At 56.0% G+C, this 18,138-nt stretch carries 16 protein-coding genes and 1 other RNA gene; 9 read left to right on the forward strand and 8 right to left on the reverse strand.

The window, feature by feature from the left end:
• Positions 1–573: 573 nt before the first annotated feature.
• Positions 574–670: signal recognition particle sRNA small type (gene ffs, locus BM373_RS08205), an RNA gene on the reverse strand.
• Between the two features lie 165 nt (positions 671–835).
• Between ffs and BM373_RS08210 the strand changes: the two genes are divergently transcribed.
• On the forward strand, positions 836–1,147 hold the full coding sequence (locus BM373_RS08210) for an MGMT family protein (protein WP_256214598.1): 312 nt from the start codon (positions 836–838) through the stop codon (positions 1,145–1,147).
• Between the two features lie 43 nt (positions 1,148–1,190).
• Here the strand turns inward: BM373_RS08210 and BM373_RS08215 are convergent, their stop codons facing one another.
• A complete protein-coding gene (locus BM373_RS08215; RefSeq protein ID WP_090460925.1) occupies positions 1,191–1,760 on the reverse strand; it encodes a YbaY family lipoprotein in 570 nt (189 codons plus the stop codon).
• Between the two features lie 220 nt (positions 1,761–1,980).
• Between BM373_RS08215 and tesB the strand changes: the two genes are divergently transcribed.
• The gene (gene tesB / locus BM373_RS08220; protein WP_090460926.1) at positions 1,981–2,841 is read left to right on the forward strand and encodes an acyl-CoA thioesterase II; all 861 of its coding nucleotides are present in this window, start codon (positions 1,981–1,983) and stop codon (positions 2,839–2,841) included.
• Between the two features lie 217 nt (positions 2,842–3,058).
• Here tesB and amtB read toward each other — a convergent pair whose 3' ends face one another.
• The 5 genes from amtB to BM373_RS08245 all read right to left on the reverse strand — a co-directional run bounded on the left by amtB (position 3,059) and on the right by BM373_RS08245 (position 9,022).
• Entirely contained in the window at positions 3,059–4,345 is a 1,287-nt protein-coding gene (gene amtB / locus BM373_RS08225; protein ID WP_090460927.1) for an ammonium transporter AmtB, read from the reverse strand.
• 29 nt (positions 4,346–4,374) lie between these two features.
• The gene (gene glnK, locus BM373_RS08230; RefSeq protein ID WP_002891893.1) at positions 4,375–4,713 is read right to left on the reverse strand and encodes a P-II family nitrogen regulator; all 339 of its coding nucleotides are present in this window, start codon (positions 4,711–4,713) and stop codon (positions 4,375–4,377) included.
• A 255-nt stretch (positions 4,714–4,968) separates the two neighbouring features.
• On the reverse strand, positions 4,969–6,747 hold the full coding sequence (locus BM373_RS08235) for a SmdB family multidrug efflux ABC transporter permease/ATP-binding protein (protein ID WP_090460928.1): 1,779 nt from the start codon (positions 6,745–6,747) through the stop codon (positions 4,969–4,971).
• Positions 6,740–8,512 carry a SmdA family multidrug ABC transporter permease/ATP-binding protein gene (locus tag BM373_RS08240; protein ID WP_090460929.1) on the reverse strand — a complete coding sequence of 591 codons (1,773 nt, stop codon included), beginning with the start codon at positions 8,510–8,512 and terminating at the stop codon, positions 6,740–6,742. Before BM373_RS08240 ends, BM373_RS08235 begins: the two co-directional genes overlap by 8 nt.
• 51 nt (positions 8,513–8,563) lie before the next feature.
• Positions 8,564–9,022: an Lrp/AsnC family transcriptional regulator gene (locus BM373_RS08245; RefSeq protein WP_177220130.1), complete on the reverse strand. Its 459-nt coding sequence runs from the start codon at positions 9,020–9,022 to the stop codon at positions 8,564–8,566.
• A gap of 115 nt (positions 9,023–9,137) precedes the next feature.
• Between BM373_RS08245 and BM373_RS08250 the strand changes: the two genes are divergently transcribed.
• From BM373_RS08250 to BM373_RS08270, 5 genes are all read left to right on the forward strand, one after another.
• Positions 9,138–10,181 carry a PLP-dependent cysteine synthase family protein gene (locus BM373_RS08250; RefSeq protein ID WP_090460931.1) on the forward strand — a complete coding sequence of 348 codons (1,044 nt, stop codon included), beginning with the start codon at positions 9,138–9,140 and terminating at the stop codon, positions 10,179–10,181.
• A gap of 306 nt (positions 10,182–10,487) precedes the next feature.
• Complete coding sequence (locus tag BM373_RS08255; RefSeq protein ID WP_090460932.1) at positions 10,488–12,074, forward strand: PTS sugar transporter; 1,587 nt, start codon at positions 10,488–10,490, stop codon at positions 12,072–12,074.
• Between the two features lie 27 nt (positions 12,075–12,101).
• Positions 12,102–12,941, forward strand: coding sequence for a beta/alpha barrel domain-containing protein (locus BM373_RS08260; RefSeq protein ID WP_090460933.1), 840 nt, complete (start codon positions 12,102–12,104; stop codon positions 12,939–12,941).
• 17 nt (positions 12,942–12,958) lie between these two features.
• Entirely contained in the window at positions 12,959–13,822 is an 864-nt protein-coding gene (locus BM373_RS08265) for a Cof-type HAD-IIB family hydrolase (RefSeq protein ID WP_090460934.1), read from the forward strand.
• The gene (locus tag BM373_RS08270) at positions 13,809–14,567 is read left to right on the forward strand and encodes a DeoR/GlpR family DNA-binding transcription regulator (protein ID WP_090460935.1); all 759 of its coding nucleotides are present in this window, start codon (positions 13,809–13,811) and stop codon (positions 14,565–14,567) included. Before BM373_RS08265 ends, BM373_RS08270 begins: the two co-directional genes overlap by 14 nt.
• A 76-nt stretch (positions 14,568–14,643) precedes the next feature.
• Here the strand turns inward: BM373_RS08270 and cof are convergent, their stop codons facing one another.
• Positions 14,644–15,462: an HMP-PP phosphatase gene (gene cof / locus BM373_RS08275; RefSeq protein ID WP_090460936.1), complete on the reverse strand. Its 819-nt coding sequence runs from the start codon at positions 15,460–15,462 to the stop codon at positions 14,644–14,646.
• A gap of 98 nt (positions 15,463–15,560) precedes the next feature.
• Here cof and BM373_RS08280 point away from each other — a divergent pair, with 98 nt between their 5' ends.
• Together BM373_RS08280 and queC are read left to right on the forward strand one after the other, a co-directional pair.
• Positions 15,561–17,261 carry an SgrR family transcriptional regulator gene (locus BM373_RS08280; RefSeq protein WP_090460937.1) on the forward strand — a complete coding sequence of 567 codons (1,701 nt, stop codon included), beginning with the start codon at positions 15,561–15,563 and terminating at the stop codon, positions 17,259–17,261.
• Between the two features lie 65 nt (positions 17,262–17,326).
• Positions 17,327–18,019, forward strand: coding sequence for a 7-cyano-7-deazaguanine synthase QueC (queC, locus tag BM373_RS08285; RefSeq protein ID WP_090460938.1), 693 nt, complete (start codon positions 17,327–17,329; stop codon positions 18,017–18,019).
• Positions 18,020–18,138: the final 119 nt, after the last annotated feature.

Below are 18,138 nucleotides of genomic sequence, written 5' to 3' on the forward strand. Positions count from 1 at the left end.
AACTTAACTACAAGGTACTGCTTTTAGTACTGCTTAAAAATGTACACGTCAAATTTCACAACGGTACATTCCCCCTTCGCGATATATACTCTTTGATGCGTGGCTTTATTTCCGTTGCGCTTTAAACATCAACCCTCAATGTAACGCAACACACAAAACACATGTGAAACATAGCCTTACATCATCGCGATACGTTCACACCCTGCGATTGTAGAAACTGACTACGTGGCCTTAAAGCATCATCGGGAGAGTCAGGAGCTTATTCTCTTCGCCGATGTTCCCAAACTACAAATACTTCGTGGCCTTTATCGCATTAATAAATCACAACTTCTTTAAAACACGTTCAATAATACTTCATTTAACGGATAGCAATGTTACCGCCGCCGTTAACCTTAAATCTAGCGCGTTTGTTAAATATGTCAACACTGTTTTTTAGCACATGTTTTTATTATCAGTATTCGCAGAAAAAAGTGTATTAAATGATGCGGATAGCCAGAAGCGTGCGAGCGGAGCGCGGCTGAAGCAAAGTTAACCGGAGAGATTGAGCGGGCGAATGCCAGAAATGGGTGGGGGCCCTGCCAGCTACATCCCGGCACACACGTCATCTGCTCTGGCTGCTTCCTTCCGGATCTGACCTGGTAAACAGAGTAGCGTTGCGGGAGAACCAACAGAGCCCCCATTGAGAGCGTTGTTAACCAACGCGCCAGCGCATTATCCCTGTACGCCCCGGCAATTGCAAGCCGCGGCCTGTCGTATGCTGGTTTATTGCGCAAACGCCTCTTCACAGTCGGGAACAGGCTGTTTATCCTGAAGATTCATCACTCAGGATAATGCTATGGACTCACACGACTCTTTCCCGCAGCGCGTCTGGCAAATCGTTGCTTCTATCCCGGAAGGTTACGTCACCACCTATGGCGACGTGGCGCGTCTGGCGGGTTCCCCAAGGGCGGCGCGTCAGGTGGGCGGCGTATTAAAGCGCTTACCGGAAGGCAGCACTCTGCCCTGGCATCGGGTGGTGAATCGCCATGGCACGATTTCGCTCACCGGGCCGGATCTTCAGCGTCAGCGGCAGGCATTACTGGCAGAAGGGATACAGGTGTCAGGCAGCGGCAAGATCGATATGCAGCGCTATCGGTGGGTGTATTAGAGGGGAACCTGCCCGGCAGAAAAAGACTGCCGGGCAAACAGATTTACATCTGTGTCGGGGCCGGGGTTGATGCGGAAGGCACAACCTGAGTCGGAGAGGTCGACGGCACGGTCGTCGCCGAACCACCACTTTCCTGCATCGGGATCGCGGTTTGCTGCACCGGTACCAGGTTGAGGTCGATTTTGGTACCGCCCTCATTGATCGCCGGTTTCACGGTATCGGTCACAAACGTCAGTTTGTCATCAATCGTGATCGCCGCACTCAACAGAATGCGCGCGTTAGGCTGTACGTCGGCCGGGTTAAACGGCAGCACGAAGCTGAACGGTGCCTGTTTACCCTCGGTACGCACGGCTTTCTGAGCAATGACTTTCGACGGAGAATCAGCCAGTGAGGCATCTGCCAGAGTCACGGTCAGGACCGCATCCGGTGGCAGCGCAACTTTCTGACGGATCCAGACAGTACCAGTCACATTAGGCTGCTGAATAGTTGACGCAGTTGCGTTAATAGAGGTGTTTGGGTTCGGTGCGGGAGTCTGGATATCTGCGCTTTTATCAGCACAGGCCGCCAGAGAAACAGCTACCGCTAAACCACTTAACATGTGCACGAGTTTCATTGAGTTCTCCTTATCATCAATGCACCAGCAGGCGTTGATTCCTGCCAGAAATCAGTGGTTAACACTTTGATAACGCCATTGAGTGTGGCACACATCACTGATTTCTGCCTGGAAAAACCTCTTTATTCAGATTATTGCACCCCTCCGACCAGCGCCGATTCTGCGTTATACTGGAGCCTGAGAGACTGGTCAGATGACTTTTATTTTATTGAGGACACCTATGAGTCAAGCCCTGAGCAATTTGCTGACATTACTGAATCTGGAAAAAATTGAAGAGGGTCTGTTTCGCGGTCAAAGCGAAGATTTGGGCCTTCGCCAGGTGTTTGGTGGTCAGGTCGTCGGCCAGGCGTTGTATGCCGCAAAAGAGACTGTACCGGCAGAGCGCCTTGTGCACTCATTCCACAGCTATTTTTTACGTCCGGGCGACAGCCAGAAACCGATTATTTACGATGTGGAAGTACTGCGCGACGGCAACAGTTTTAGCGCCCGACGCGTGGCGGCGATCCAGAACGGGAAGCCGATTTTTTATATGACCGCCTCGTTCCAGGCACCGGAGCCGGGCTATGAGCATCAAAAAACGATGCCTGCTGCCCCGGCCCCGGACGATCTGCCGTCGGAAACTGACATCGCCCGCTCGCTGGCGCACCTGCTGCCCCCGCAGGTGAAAGAGAAGTTTCTCTGTGACAAGCCGCTGGAGATCCGCCCGGTCGAATTCCATAACCCGATGAAAGGTCACGTTGCAGAGCCCGCTCGTCAGGTGTGGATCCGCGCCAACGGCCCGGTGCCGGAAGACACGCGCGTGCATCAGTATCTGCTGGGTTATGCCTCTGACTTCAACTTCCTGCCAGTGGCGCTCCAGCCCCACGGCGTCGGTTTTCTGGAACGCGGAATGCAGGTGGCGACCATCGACCATTCGATGTGGTTCCACCGCCCGTTCAATATGAATGAGTGGCTGCTGTACAGCGTGGAAAGCACCTCGGCGTCCAGCGCGCGCGGCTTTGTACGCGGCGAGTTTTACACCCAGGACGGTGTGCTGGTGGCGTCAACGGTGCAGGAAGGGGTAATGCGGAACCGTAATTGATTTTTCACCCTCACCCTAACCCTCTCCCTGAGGGAGAGGGGACGAAAACCTCCCGGACCCGCTCTTCTCCCTCTCCCTAAGGGAGAGGGGATAAAAACCCCCCGTACCCGCCCTTCCCCCCTCTCCCTCAGGGAGAGGGCCGGGGTGAGGGTGTAAGCCGCAAAAACCAAAAAGCCCCCTTCGCAGGGGGCTTTCTTGCTTATGGAGATACTCACTATCAGGCGTTGTACGCGTTCTCGCCGTGGCTGTTGACGTCCAGACCTTCGCGTTCCTGGTCTTCCGGTACGCGCAGCCCAACGGTCATGTCTGCCACTTTGTAGCCGAGGAAGGCCACTACACCCGACCACACCACGGTAATCGCGATGCTTTCAAGCTGGACCAGCACCTGATGGCCCATGGTCACGCCCTCGGCGAAGCCCACGCCGCCCAGCGCTGAGGAGGCGAAGATACCGGTCAGCACGCAGCCTACGATACCGCACACGCCGTGCACACCGAACACATCGCACGGGTCGTCCACGCGCAGCCAGCGTTTAAGCATGGTCACACCCCACAGACCCGCCAGGCCGGCAGCCAGACCGACGATCATCGCGCCGCCGACACCGATGTAACCACAGGCAGGCGTCACGCCGACCAGACCAGCGATAGCACCGGAACAGGCACCCAGCAGAGACGGTTTACCGCGCAGCGCCCACTCGCCGAACACCCAGGCCAGAATCGCTGCGGCTGTCGCTACCACGGTATTAACGAACGCCAGCGCTGCGATTTCGTTCGCCGCACTGGCTGAACCGGCGTTAAAGCCGAACCAGCCGACATACAGGATCGCAGTACCGATAAACACCATCGGCAGGTTGTGCGGTTTGAACGCTTCTTTGCCGAAGCCCACGCGTTTGCCAATCAGGTAAGCCCCCACCAGGCCCGCTACCGCGGCGTTGATGTGTACAACGGTGCCGCCCGCGAAGTCCAGCGCGCCGTGCGAGGCCAGCAGGCCGCCGCCCCAGACCATGTGTGCAATCGGCACATAGGAGAGGGTCATCCACACCACCACAAAAATCAGCACGGCGGAGAAGCGAATACGCTCAGCCAGCGCGCCCACAATCAGGCCAACGGTGATGCAGGCGAAAGAGCCCTGGAACGCCACATGAATGTACTGATAGAAGCTGCCCATCACAGCGGTCAGTTCGATGTTTTTCAGCATCGCCCAGTTGAAGCTGCCGAAGAAGTTGTTGCCCTCGCCAAACGCCAGCGAGTAGCCATACACCACCCACAGAATGCAGACCAGCGCGAAGGTCACGGTGACCTGAGTGAGCATCGACAGCACGTTTTTACCGCGGATCAGGCCGCCGTAAAACAGCGCAATGCCGGGAATGGTCATAAACAGCACCAGCGCGGTGCAGATCATCATAAAGGCGTTGTCGGCTTTATCAGCGACTGCCGGTGCAGCCAGCGCGAGGCCCGGCAGTAATGCGAGGGCGGCGAGCGCAATGTTTAAGGTTGTTTTCTTCATTTTTCCCATCCCTATTACTGAATGCAGGCTTAAAGCGCCGCTTCGTCGGCTTCGCCAGTACGAATACGAATGACGCGTTGCAACTCGGCAACGAAAATTTTGCCGTCGCCAATTTTTCCGGTGTAGGCCGCTTTGCTGATCACGTCGATGACTTCATCGAGCTGATCGTCAGCAATTGCCACGTCGATCTTCACTTTTGGCAGGAAGTTAACGCTGTACTCCGCACCACGATACAGCTCAGCGTGACCTTTCTGACGCCCGAAGCCTTTCACTTCAGTAACGGTCAGCCCCTGAATACCAATGGAAGAGAGCGCTTCACGCACGTCTTCGAGTTTAAAAGGCTTAATGACCACGGTAACCAGCTTCATAAATTTCCTCCAGGCAGAATTCGGTAAGAGCCGCAGCGAACACGTAACGGGTATTGCAAGCGGTGTGCCAGAAATGAAAAGAAGGAAATTTTCAGTCGTTTAACGGCGTCCGATAAGGGACGTTTACAGAATGGAAAAGTGTGATCGGGATTAAGATTGTTCCTGGAAAAGAAAAACGCACCATGGCGGTGCACGGTGCGTTATCAAATTGCACCAACTGAGGTGCCTGTCAGTAGAGTGCCTGCTTATGGTGCATCAGGCGATAAGCGATTCTTCTTTTGCGCTCGCCGCCAGTTCCTCACCCGCAAGCTGGAGCTGGTACATCTGCCAGTAGCGCCCCTGTGCACTCAGGAGTTGCTGATGGGTTCCGCGCTCCACCGCCTGCCCGCGATGCAGCACCAGAATGGTATCCGCCTCGACAATGGTGGAGAGCCGGTGCGCGATCACTACAAGCGTAGTGTGCTCGCGTACCGCCGCCAGCGCCTGCTGAATCGCCTGCTCGGTGCCGGAGTCGATATTCGCCGTCGCTTCATCCAGAATCAGGATTTGCGGGGTATCGACCAGCACCCGCGCCAGCGCCAGAAGCTGCTTCTGGCCGACGGAGAGATTATTGCCCTGCTCGCCCAGTCGGGTGTGAATGCCTTCGCGCATCCCCCGTGCCAGATCCGCCAGTTGCACCGTTTCCAGCGCCTGCCAGACCTGCTCCTCGCTAATGTCACGCCCGAGCGTGACGTTGGCAAAGAAGGAGTCAGCCATCACCACCGGGTCCTGCTGGACCATGGCCACACCCTTGCGCAGCGTGCTGTGACTTAACGTTGAAAGCGGTCGCCCGTCGAGGCGAATTTCGCCTTTGGTCAGCGGGTAATAGCCCATCATCAGCGACGCGAGGGTGCTTTTCCCGCTGCCGGTATGCCCGACCAGCGCGACAAAACTGCGTGACGGAATGGTCAGGCTGATGTCCTGTAACACCAGTCGATCGTCGCGGTAAGCAAATGACAGATCGCGAATATCAATTTCACCGCTTTTCAGCGGGGCGATGTCCTCGCCGTAGGTCTGGCGCGGTCGGTCCATCAGCTCAAACACCCGCTCACCGGCTACCACCGCCTGCTGAAGCATCGACTGCTGGGTCGTCAGTTCGATCAGCGGTTCGTTGAGGCGACCCAGATAGCTGATAAAAGCATACAGGACGCCGACTTCAATGGTCCCTACGGAGGTAAAACCGAACAGCATCAGCAGGCCGCACAGCACCAGCGCGGAGAAGAGGCTCAACAGCGGGCGCAGTAAAAAACCGTCCAGACGCAACGTCTGCATTCGCGCCATATAGTGCGAACGGCTGGCGTCACTCATCCGCTCACCGAAGCGCGCTTGCTGGCGAAACTGCTGGATCACGCCCATGCCGTTGATCACTTCGTTAAAGCCGTCGTTGATGTCTGCGAGATAGGTGCGCACGCGGCGCACAATCGGCGTGCTGTAGCGCTGGTAAATCGCCATCACAATCAGCACCGCCGGGAAAATGGTGATCGCCACCAGCGCCATTCGCCAGTCGAGGGTAAACATCGCCACCAGCATTGCGCCAACCAGCGCCGCACTGCGCAGGACGGTGGCAACAACGGTAACGTAAAGGTCGCGGATCACCTCGGTGTCGTTGGTCACGCGGGAGATCAACTGCCCGACGGGTTGGGTGTCAAATGCGTTAAGCGGCTGGCGCAGCGCGGCGTCCATCACGTCGGTGCGCAGCTTTTGCACCACGCCTACCGCCGCCTCGTTAAACAGCAGCGATTGCGCATAGTGCAGCCAGGCCGCCAGCAGTTGCAGGCCGATGTAGACCGCCGCCATCCCCGCCAGTAACCCCAGCGGTAAATAGCTTTTGGCGACCATGTTATCGATGAAATAGCTGATCAGCGCCGGGCCGGAGACTTCGGCAATCGCCGCGATCCACAGCATCACTACCGCCCTCGTCAGCGGTTTACGCCAGGGTTTGCCGTACACCAGCAGGCGTTTTAACGTCGGCCAGAGCTGCCCAAAACTACGCATTGGCAAGATCCTCTTTCTCTTCCGGCGCGTCATCCAGCGCCGCTTCCAGTTGCTGATAGCGATACATGTCCCGATACCAGCCGGGCTGTTGCGAGAGTTGTTCATGATGGCCGCGCTGGACGATATGCCCGTGCTGCATCACCAGAATTTCGCTGGCTTCGGTCAGCGCCGACAGGCGGTGGGCGCTGATGATCACCGTGCGCCCTTCTCCCCACTGGCGCAGGTTGTGCAGAATGTCGTGCTCGGTGCGCCCGTCAACGGCGGAGAGCGCGTCGTCCATGATCAGGATTTCCGCGTTAAGCAGCAGCGCGCGGGCGATAGAAATACGCTGTTTTTGCCCGCCAGAGAGCATCACCCCGCGCTCGCCCACTTCGGTATCGTAACCCTGCGGCAGCCGGAGAATGTCATCATGGACGCTCGCCAGCCGGGCGACATGTTCAATTTCTTGTTGCGTCGCACCGGGATTACCCAGCGCAATGTTATTCGCCACGGTGTCGGAGAATAAAAACGGCGTCTGATTGACCACCGCCAGACGGCTGCGCCACGCGTCGAGCTTCAGGCGCGGCAGTGCGATGCCGTGGAAGCAAATCTCTCCCTGCTCCACATCAAAATGGCGCTGGATCAGCGTCAGCAGCGTGCTTTTCCCGGCCCCGGTCGGGCCGCAGACACCGAGCATCTGGCCCGGTTTAAGGGTGAAATTTACCCCGCACAGGGAGGGCTTTTCAGTTTGCGGGTAGCGGAATTCACGGATCGCCACGCTAAGATCGCCCCGCCCTTCCGGCACCGGTTCGCTGCCGTCATTCACCACCGGCGCTTCCGCCAGCATATCGCGGATACGGCTGTAAGCGGCGCTGCCGCGCTCGACGATATTGAACATCCATGCCAGCGCCAGCATCGGCCAGATCATCAGGCCCAGATACATGGTAAAACTGGTCAACTGGCCGAGGGTCAGCGAACCGTTCACCACCATCCAGCTACCGCCGCCAATCGCCAGCAGGTTTGCCATGCCGATGGCGATATAAATCGTGGGATCAAAGCGGGCATCGACGCGGGCAACCTTCATGTTTTTGCGCCCGGTGTCGGCCGCGTCCTCGGCAAACAGCGCCGACTGGCGATCTTCCAGACCAAAGGCTTTGATCATGCGGATGCTGGTCATGCTCTCTTGCGTGCGGTCGTTCAGTGACGAAAACGCCGCCTGCGCCAGCTTAAAACGGCTGTGGAGCTGATCGCCGTAGCGTTTAATGACGATGGCCATGATCGGCATCGGCAGCAGCGCCAGCAGCGTCAACTGCCAGCTAATCTGGGTGGACATCACTATCAGCACCACGCAGCCCATCACCAGCGAATCCACCAGCGTCAGCACGCCCTCGCCTGCGGCAAACACCACGCGGTCAACGTCGTTAGTGGCGCGCGCCATTAAGTCGCCGGTACGGTGGCGCAGATAAAATTCCGGGTGCTGGCGGCTTAACTGGCGGTAGAAGTCTTCGCGCAGTTCGACGGCGAGCTGATAGGACGCGCCGAACAGCAGCACGCGCCAGACGTAGCGCAGTAAATAGATCACGATGGCGACCAGCACCAGCGTGCCGATCCACATCAGCACATGGGTAGTGGTGTAGTGTTCTTTGGTCACGCCATCCACCACATAGCCCACCACTTTCGGCGGGATCAACTGCAAAATGGCAATGATGATAAGCAGGGCTACGGCACCGAGATAGCGTCGCCATTCCCGGCGAAAGTACCAGCTTAATTGAGCAAATAATCGCACGCGGTCGCTTCCTGAACGTGGTTTTCCGGCGGGTGTTGCGGGCCGGGGGAGTTATTCAACGGGTAATGCCGTGGTGTATTTAATCTGTTCCATGGCGAAACTTGAGGTGACATCCGACAGCCCAGGCACGCTGTTCACCAGTCGCTTGTAGAAATCATCATAGCGCTTCATGTCAGCCACCTGTACACGTAACAGGTAATCGTATTCGCCCGCCATACGCCAGAATCCTAAAACTTCCGGCATGGCATCCACGACGGAGACAAAGCGGCAGTACCAGTCGCTGCTGTGATGCTGGGTTTTGATCAGCACAAACGCCGTCAGACCGAGCCCAAGTTTTTCGGCATCCAGTAGCGCCACGCGGCCCACCAGCACGCCGTCATCTTCCAGCCGTTTAAGGCGCTTCCAGCAGGGTGTGGTGGTCAGATTAACGGCATCCGCCAGCGCCTGCAAAGAGAGGGTGCAGTCGGTTTGCAGCAGCGCGAGCAACTTTCTGTCAATTTTATCTAACATCGCCCCCTCCGGGAGAATAACTTTCTCCTTACAGTCTAATTCAAAGGTTAAATGGCAACAATTTTTTCCAGGCTTTAGGCTAATCTGGGCACAAAATGACAAACGGAAAGGCACCATGAACAGCACCTGGGTGAAACACGCCATCAGCGAAATTAACGCCGACTATCAGCGTTCGGCGGACACACATCTTATTCGCCTGGCCCTGCCGGGGTTTCCGGGTATTGCGATCTATTTAAAAGATGAAAGCACCCACCCGACCGGTAGCCTGAAACACCGTCTGGCGCGGTCGCTGTTTTTGTATGGCCTGTGCAACGGCTGGATCAAAGAGGGCACGCCAATCATTGAGTCTTCATCCGGCTCGACGGCAGTATCAGAAGCCTATTTTGCCCGCCTGCTCGGGCTGCCGTTTATCGCCGTGATGCCCTCATGCACCGCGAAACGCAAAATTGAGCAGATTGAATTTTACGGCGGGCGCTGTCACTTCGTGGAAAGCGCCTGCGAAATCTACGCCGCCTCGGAAATGCTGGCGCGGGAATTGCGCGGGCACTATATGGATCAGTTCACCTTTGCCGAACGCGCGACTGACTGGCGCGGCAATAACAATATTGCTGACAGCATTTTCCGCCAGATGGAGCGCGAACCGCACCCGGTGCCGGAATGGATTGTGATGAGCGCTGGCACGGGCGGCACCTCGGCGACGATCGGGCGCTATCTGCGCTGCCAGGGTTATGACACCCGGCTGATGGTGGTCGATCCGCAGAACTCGGTGTTCCTTGATTACTGGCAGTCCCGCGACGCCAGCCTGCAAAGCCCGGTCGGGAGCAAGATTGAAGGGATTGGCCGCCCGCGCGTGGAACCGTCGTTTATCCCGGACGTGGTGGATGAGATGCTGCGCGTGCCGGATGCTGCCAGCGTTGCTACCGCGCAGTGGCTTGAAACCCAGCTCGGGCGCAAAGTGGGCGCGTCCACCGGGACGAACATGTGGGGGGCGCTGCACCTGGCGGCAAGAATGCGCGACGCAGACGAGACGGGATCGATTGTCACCCTGCTGTGCGACAGCGGCGAGCGCTATCTCGACACCTATTACAATCCGCAGTGGGTCGCCGCTAACATCGGTGATATCGCGCCGTTTCAGGCGGAAATTGCCCGGCTGGTGTGATGAGTCCCCTTCCAGATTGACAGCCAGTTGCCTGTAAAACGCCTGATGAGCCTCATCGGGCGTTTTTATTTCAGGATATGGTTGAAATATTCCCTTCCTTTCTGTGTTCATTTGAACCCCATCACAAAACAACAAATACCCACAAAAGCAATAAATCTAAAATCCCCTTTAAATTCATATCACTAAATGTAAATACCATAATAAACTCTTTTTATGACGCGCCTTTAATGTTGATTTGTATTGTTTTACTTGGCATTGTGATTTCACTACAACACAGATAACCCTTACCCGACCTTTGAGGCCGCTATGAAAAAAATTGCGATTATTGGAAGCAGTGGAGGCAACCTCTACAACCTGGGTGGCGCAGAGCCAGAGAAGTTACTCCAGGAGATTTATCAGCAATGTGAAGCCGCAGGCGTCGAAGTTGCCGCCGTACAGTTTATCGCAGCGGAAGCTTCGATGGACGTCGCCAAACCCGATACTCCGGCATCCGTGTATGCGTTAACCACAGAAAACCAACTAAAACCACAACGTATATTTCAGGGCAAGCTTTCAGAGGTGAACACTTCAGTGGTTGAAAGCGATCGCCAGATTGCTCAGATGATCCGCAACGGTGAGATCGACGGGATCGTCGTCATGAGCGCCGATCCGGGAAAAGCTAATCACGATGTCTTTACCGCTGCCGTTGAGATGAAAACACCGATCGTCGGCACCGGAGGGACTTCAATGGCGCTGGTGGCCGCAAAAGGGGCGAATATTGTCGCCACTTCAGGGACAACGGGCACCACCAGCCGTACCCGCGCCGTCTCCTTTGTCGCCTCCTTGTGTAAACATTGGGGTATCAAGTACAAGCCGCAGTTGGGTAGCTCTTCCCCCTCCCAGGGCGGCTCCGGAAGAAGTCTGCTCAAACGCTTTAATATTCGCAGCATCATGATCCCCGCGCTGCCCGGCTTTATCGCCATGGCGATTGTGCTCGCCCTAAGCCACATTCCGGGGCTGGAAAAACTTAATGATATCTTTGAAATCCTGCTGAAAGGCTTGCCGGTGTTAGTGGCGGTGCTGGCGGCAAAACAGATTTCCGAACTGGATGAAGTCTCTATTGTTGCCGGGGTCGTCGCCGGGGTGCTCTCCGTTGAGGGCGGTCTGATCGGCGGAATTATCGGCGGTTTAATGGCCGGTATTTTCGTTCGCTGGTTCTTCGAGCTGTGCCTGAACTGGCGCTTCCCAATGACCACCGTAAACATTGTTGCGGGCGGAGTCTCAGGCCTTGCCGCCGGGTTGATTATGCACTATCTGCTAAGTCCTCTGGCGCTGTCGGCGGGCAATTACATTAAGCTGGCTATCGAAAGTACGCTGGCATTTAGCCCTGTTCTTGCCGGACTGCTGGCGGGGCTGGTTATTTGGCCCGCCATTCTGGGCGGCGTCTATCACGCGGTTATCCTGCCGCTAGTCCTGCTGGAGATGGAGAAATCCGGTGTCAGTTTCCTTGGCGCAGTCGATATGGTGGGTCTGGTGATGGTCGCCGCAGGGATTAATCTTGCTAACGTCATCGCTCCGCGTGAAAAAAGCGAAGCCGCCGTCGCCACGCCGGGTCTGCTCATCAACCTCGGCTTCGGCACCTTCGTTGAATCCGCCTACCCCTTCATGTTCGCCAACAAAATTGTCTTTGGCTCCGCCATTTTCTGGGCCGGAATGGGCGGCATGATGCTGGGCTTCTTTAATGTTAAAGGTGTGGCCTATGTTCCTGCTTTCGCCTCACCGTTCTTATCCAGTAATGCACTTCAGATGGCCATCGTGATGGTAACTGTAATGGCGATGACCTGCATTACCACCATTATTGCAAACCGATTTAAGGCTGTCGTACAGAGTGAACCTGCCGCGTCAGCCCGTTAATAAATACACCAACACCAGAGGTAAACCATGTTTAAAGGCGATATGAATAAAAAACGCGCCAAAGCGTTACAGAAAGTGAAAGATGCCATTGCGCTTCACGGCGGGCAAACCATCCTCAGCACAGGGATCACCGGTGACGATGCGCGTCTGGCGAAAGCAGTGTGCGAGGCGGGCGTTAAGCTACTGGAACCAAATCATCCTGCACTGGCGCTGGCACGTGGACATAAAGGCGTGAGCAACATGCATGCGGCGGAGCAGATCCGTCATGAGATCACCAACGACCAGATGGCTGAAGCGGTACAGGGTGTGCGTAACGTGGTGCCTGACGATATTTTCATTACGGTGGGTATCGCGGGTGGCTTTACTGAAACGTTGCCAGTACCGCTCAGCGAAACGGAGATGCTGGAGATTGCACGCGCCGGGGCGGATGGTTTACACACTCACAAATCCGATTGGGACGATCTGCAGGATATCGTTAATCTCGCCCATCAATACGGCTTGACCGTTGACGCGTATATTGGTCATCCGGACGATCTGCATACCTTCGGTATCCCTGCCCGTACGCCAGAAGAAGTGGCCAGCGTGGCGAAGCGGATGCAGGAAATTGGCGTCGATATGATCGGCCTGATGACCGGTATGAGCTATGAAGGCGTAGCAGCAGGCGACATTCCGCAGGCCATTAAAGATCGCCTGCGGGCGCTGGTTGGCGCAGTAGATGTACCGACGCTGGCAGAAGGCGGTATTAACCTCGCCAACGCCAAAGCGTTTAAAGATACCGGAGTCAATATTCTCGTCGTCGGTACGGCGATCGACAATATGGTCTGCAACGCCGCCAAAGAGGCCGTCACACCATTTATCACGCGTTAATACCGGGGGAAAGAGAGATGTTACTGGTTACCGATCTGGATGGAACGTTACTGACATCGCAGAAGATAATTAGCCCGCGCACACGTCAGGCGCTGGCTGAGTTCCGTCAGCGTGGCGGTCTGCTGGCAGCCTGTTCCGCCAGGCCGGTTTCCTCCATGGTGCGCCTGTTACAGCAGCAGCAGGTTGATATGTTGTTTGGCTGGTGCGCCGGTTTTAATGGCGGGCAAATTCTGGAGATGACACCGCAACGTATTATTCATACTGCCGCGCTCTCCTGCATGGATCTCCGGAATATTGATCGGCATATTTCTCTCTCCCGTTATCATCATCATTTTTTTAGCGCGCAGGCGATTTACCATCGTAACGATCGACTTATTGCCCCCTGGACGACCTATGAGGCCAGTTTATTTGAGTTACCGCTTGTTACCGCCGAACAAGGAAGGATATTTAATCGCGAGGACATTTATAAAATAACGCTGGTTGCCGAAAAAAATAAAACAGAAGCCCTTTGCATCGAGGTGAATAATAAGCTGCCTGACGGCTATGTTGCGACTACCACCGGAGAGAATTATATCGATATCCAAAGAACAGAAATAAATAAAGGCTATGCTGTTAATGAAATAATTCATCAATTCAATATTCCCTCTGAAAAAGTTGCGGCGATTGGCGACCAGCAGAACGATATCAGTATGTTTGCCGCAGCCGGAATCGGCATCGCTATGGGTAACGCGCCGGATGCAATAAAACAACAGGCCGCGTATGTAACCACGACGAATGATGATGAAGGTATCGTCTGCGCGCTGGAGTGGTTGCGTTGCTCTGCGCATCCAGTTAACATGCGCCAAAGCTCGACCCTGGCGGAAAATAATGAACCCGATTAAAAGAAGAAAACATATTCTTGATGAATTAAACAAATTCGGTGAAGTGACCGTTATTAAGTTATCGGAAACGCTCAAAGTTACCTCAGAAACCATCCGCCGCGATCTCTCTTTACTGGAATCTGAAGGGCAAATCACCAAAATCCATGGCGGCGCGGTTAAAAAACAGGTAGTCCAGGAAGATGCATTTGGCGCGAGAATTGAAGCGCATCGCGAAGAGAAAATGGCGATTGGCAAACTTGCTGCCAGTATGGTTAGCGAACGCGACACGCTGTTTATTGACTCTTGCACGACTAATCTCATTCTGGCTGAAAAATTACCTCCACTTGCCTTCTCCGTTATTACCAACTCCGCATTAATTGCCGATAAAATTAAAGAGCACAACATTGAGGCTCGCGTGTATATATTAGGCGGGGAGTATGATTACCATTTTCGCGCCAATCTTGGTGTCTCGGTTTGCCAGCAAATAAATACGATTCACGCCGATATCTGCTTTATCGGTGCGGGCGGTATTTCTCCGCAACACGGCGTGCTGGTGAAAAGTTTTGAGGAAGCGTATGTTGCCAGGGCCATGATTGCCATGAGTAAAAAATCAGTGATTCTCGCCGACCATACAAAGTTTGGTCAGGACGGGGTGATGTGCATCGCAACCTTAAATGAGATTGATCACATCATCACAGATAAAGGCTTTAAAACAACGGGCTATACACCGCAGGATTTCACCGGAAAGGTGCGTATTGCTGACTAAGCGTCCGGCCTCCTGTTCGGAACGTGTCAGTGAAATAAAAAAAGCCGGGATTAACCCGGCTTGCTGACAAAGCTCGTTATTCGGGGGAATAAGGAAGAGTTGGATCGGTCAGCCAATGAGTCAAATAATGCGACACCGCCTGATTCTGGCAATGTCCGATAACCGGTAAGTGGGGAAGCGCGGCGATAAGTTGTGGCATGGCGTTGCCCATAATCATCCCGCGTCCGACGGCGGCGAGCATTTCATGGTCATTCATCGCATCGCCAAAGGCCATGCACTCCTGCATCGTAATGCCCAGTTGCCCGCTTAAAATCGTCAGCGCCGAACCTTTGTTACAGCCCACGGGCAGCACTTCAAGGCAGTTAAACGCTGAAAAACAGATGTGCGCCCGCTCGCCCAGCGCCTCATTTAACTGCACGCGCAGGCGGTTGAGATCCTCGTGTTCGCCGCAGAAACAGATTTTGGTCACGTCGTGAGCGCTCAGGCGCTTGAGATCGACCACCTGATAGCGAAACCCGCTGTAGCTGTGAAACGCCAGAATGCGGGGATCGTCGTAATCAGTCAGCCAGCCGCTGTCGTTAAATACGTGCACGCTGGCGTCGGTATCCCATTTGCTGTGCAGCACCTGATGAGCCACATCCGGGCTGAGATCCTGGCTGTGCAACAGATCCCCTTCAAGGGAGTGGATCCGCGTGCCGTTGCCGGTGATCAGAAACGCATCCAGCGTCAGCAGGCCCAGCAGATGGCGCATCTCCAGCGCATGACGGCCGGTGGCAAACGCCAGCGTGATGTCGCGATCGCGTAATTGCCGCAGCGTCGCAACAGTTTGCTCACCCAAACGGTGGTCGGGCATCAGCAAAGTGCCGTCCATATCAAATGCAGCCAGTCGCGCCATGATTCTCTCTGTTCTGTGATGTGGTTAACTTGTGCTCCAGTATTGCCTGAGATATACGGAAGTAATAGTGAATACTTCAGGATTATTGTTCCGGGTTTATGCGCCAGTTAAATCGTCTTAATCAATATCAGCGCCTGTGGCAGCTTTCCGAAGGCGCGCCGGTGCAGACCTGCGTGGCGGATCTGGCTGAACGCTGCTTTTGCAGCGACCGGCATATGCGTACTCTTTTGCGCCAGATGGAAACCGCCGGGTGGATCGGCTGGCAGGCGAAGTCCGGGCGCGGTAAACGCGGCGAGCTACGCTTTCACGTCACGCCCGACTCCGTGCGCAATGCGATGCTGGAAGATGCGCTCAGCGAAGGGCATCAGCACAGCGCCCTCGCGCTGGCGCAACTGCCGCCCGACGCGCTGCGCACGCTGTTGCATCCTTTTCTCGGCGGGCAGTGGCAAAACGATACGCCGACGCTGCGCATTCCGTATTACCGCCCGCTGGAACCGCTCCAGCCCGGTTTTCTGCCGGGGCGGGCCGAACAGCATCTGGCCGGGCAGATCTTTTCCGGGTTAACGCGCTTTATCACCGACAACCGCCTGCCGCAAAGCGATCTGGCGCACCACTGGGACGTTTCCCCGGACGGTTTACGCTGGCGTTTTCATCTGCGCGCCACGCTGCACTGGCACAATGGCGACGCGGTGGACGCCTGCCAGCTTCAGGCGCGGCTGTTACAGCTTCTCGCCCTGCCGGATCTGCGCAAGTTGCTAAACAGCGTGCAGGAGGTCGCGGTGACCCATGCGCAGTGCCTGACCTTTACCCTGCATCAGCCGGATTACTGGCTGGCGCACCGCCTCGCCAGCTACGGCAGCCGTCTGGCCCATCCCCAGGATCCGCTGGTAGGAACCGGGCCGTTTCGACTGGCTGCGTTTAGCCCGGAACTGGTTCGCCTCGAAAGTCACGACTATTACCATCTCAGCCACCCGCTGCTTAAAGCGGTGGAGTACTGGATCACGCCGCAGCTTTTCGAGCAGGATCTCGGCACCAGTTGTCGCCACCCGGTGCAAATTGCGATTGGCGAGCCGGAAGAACTCACTCATCTGCGTCAGGTGAGTAACAGCATCAGCCTGGGATTTTGCTATATGGCGCTGCGCACGGGCGAAACGCTAAGCCGGGCACAGGCCCGTCGGCTGGTGCAGATCATTCACCACAGCGGTCTTTTGCAGACGCTGCCGCTTGATGAAAATCTGATCACCCCAAGCCGGGAACTGCTCCCCGGCTGGGCGATGCCGCACTGGGTTGAGGAGGAAACGGTCGCGCTGCCTGCGCGGTTAACGCTGCTCTACCATCTTCCCCTTGAACTGCACACCATGGCCGAACAGCTTCAACGCCATCTCGCCACGCTGGGCTGTGAACTGACGCTGATTTTTCACGATGCCAAAAACTGGGAAGGCTGCGACGCGCTGGCAACGGCGGATGTGATGATGGGGGATCGGTTGATTGGCGAAGCGCCGGAGTACACTCTTGAACAGTGGCTGCGCTGTGATGCGCTGTGGCCAAATTTACTTCGCGCGCCGCAATTTGCGCATCTACAGGCGACGCTCGACGCAGTGCAGCGCCAGCCGGATGAGCAATCCCGCTGCACCGGTTTGCAGGATGTCTTCAGCGCGCTGATGGAAGACGCGGTGCTGACGCCGCTGTTTAATTATCACTATCAGATCAGCGCCCCGCCGGGCGTGCAGGGGATCCGTCTGAACACCCGCGGCTGGTTTGATTTCAGCGAAGCCTGGTTGCCCGCCCCGGAGGCGTGAAGGAGCTGGTCGCGTAAGCCGTCAGACGCTACCATAGCGTTTTTACTGAAATCGCAGGAAGAATTATGAAACGTGCCGTCGTCGTCTTTAGCGGAGGCCAGGACTCCACCACCTGTCTGGTGCAGGCATTACAGCAGTATGACGAAGTGCACTGCGTCACCTTCGATTACGGTCAACGCCACCGTGCGGAAATTGACGTAGCGCGCGAGCTGGCGCACAAACTCGGCGCGCGTGCGCACAAGGTGCTGGACGTTACCCTGCTTAACGAACTGGCCGTTAGCAGCCTGACCCGCGACAGCATCCCGGTGCCGGATTATGAACCTGACGCCTCCGGCATTCCGAACACCTTCGTGCCGGGGCGCAATATTCTGTTTTTAACCCTGACCGCTATTTACGCGTATCAGGTGCAGGCCGAGGCGATCATTACCGGCGTGTGCGAAACCGATTTTTCCGGCTATCCGGATTGCCGGGATGAGTTTGTCAAAGCGCTGCATCATGCGGTGAGTCTGGGCATGGCGAAGGATATCCGCTTCGAAACGCCGCTGATGTGGCTGGATAAAGCCGAAACCTGGGCGCTGGCGGATCACTGGGGGCAACTGGAACTGGTGCGTAACGAGACGCTCACCTGCTACAACGGGATTAAGGGCGATGGCTGCGGGCAATGCGCCGCGTGTAATCTGCGTGCGAACGGGCTGAATCACTATCTGGCGGATAAGGTTGGGGTGATGGCGGCGATGAAGAAGAAGACCGGGCTTTAATATTATCTTCGTGCACCTTTCCACCCTCACCCCGGCCCTCTCCCTGAGGGAGAGGGGGAAAAGCGGGACGGCTCCTCTCAAGGGAGCGGGGAAAAGCGGGAATGTACCCGGACTGGCCC

The sequence above is a fragment of the Enterobacter sp. kpr-6 genome, from assembly GCF_900116015.1.
Classification (GTDB): Bacteria; Pseudomonadota; Gammaproteobacteria; order Enterobacterales; family Enterobacteriaceae; genus Enterobacter_D.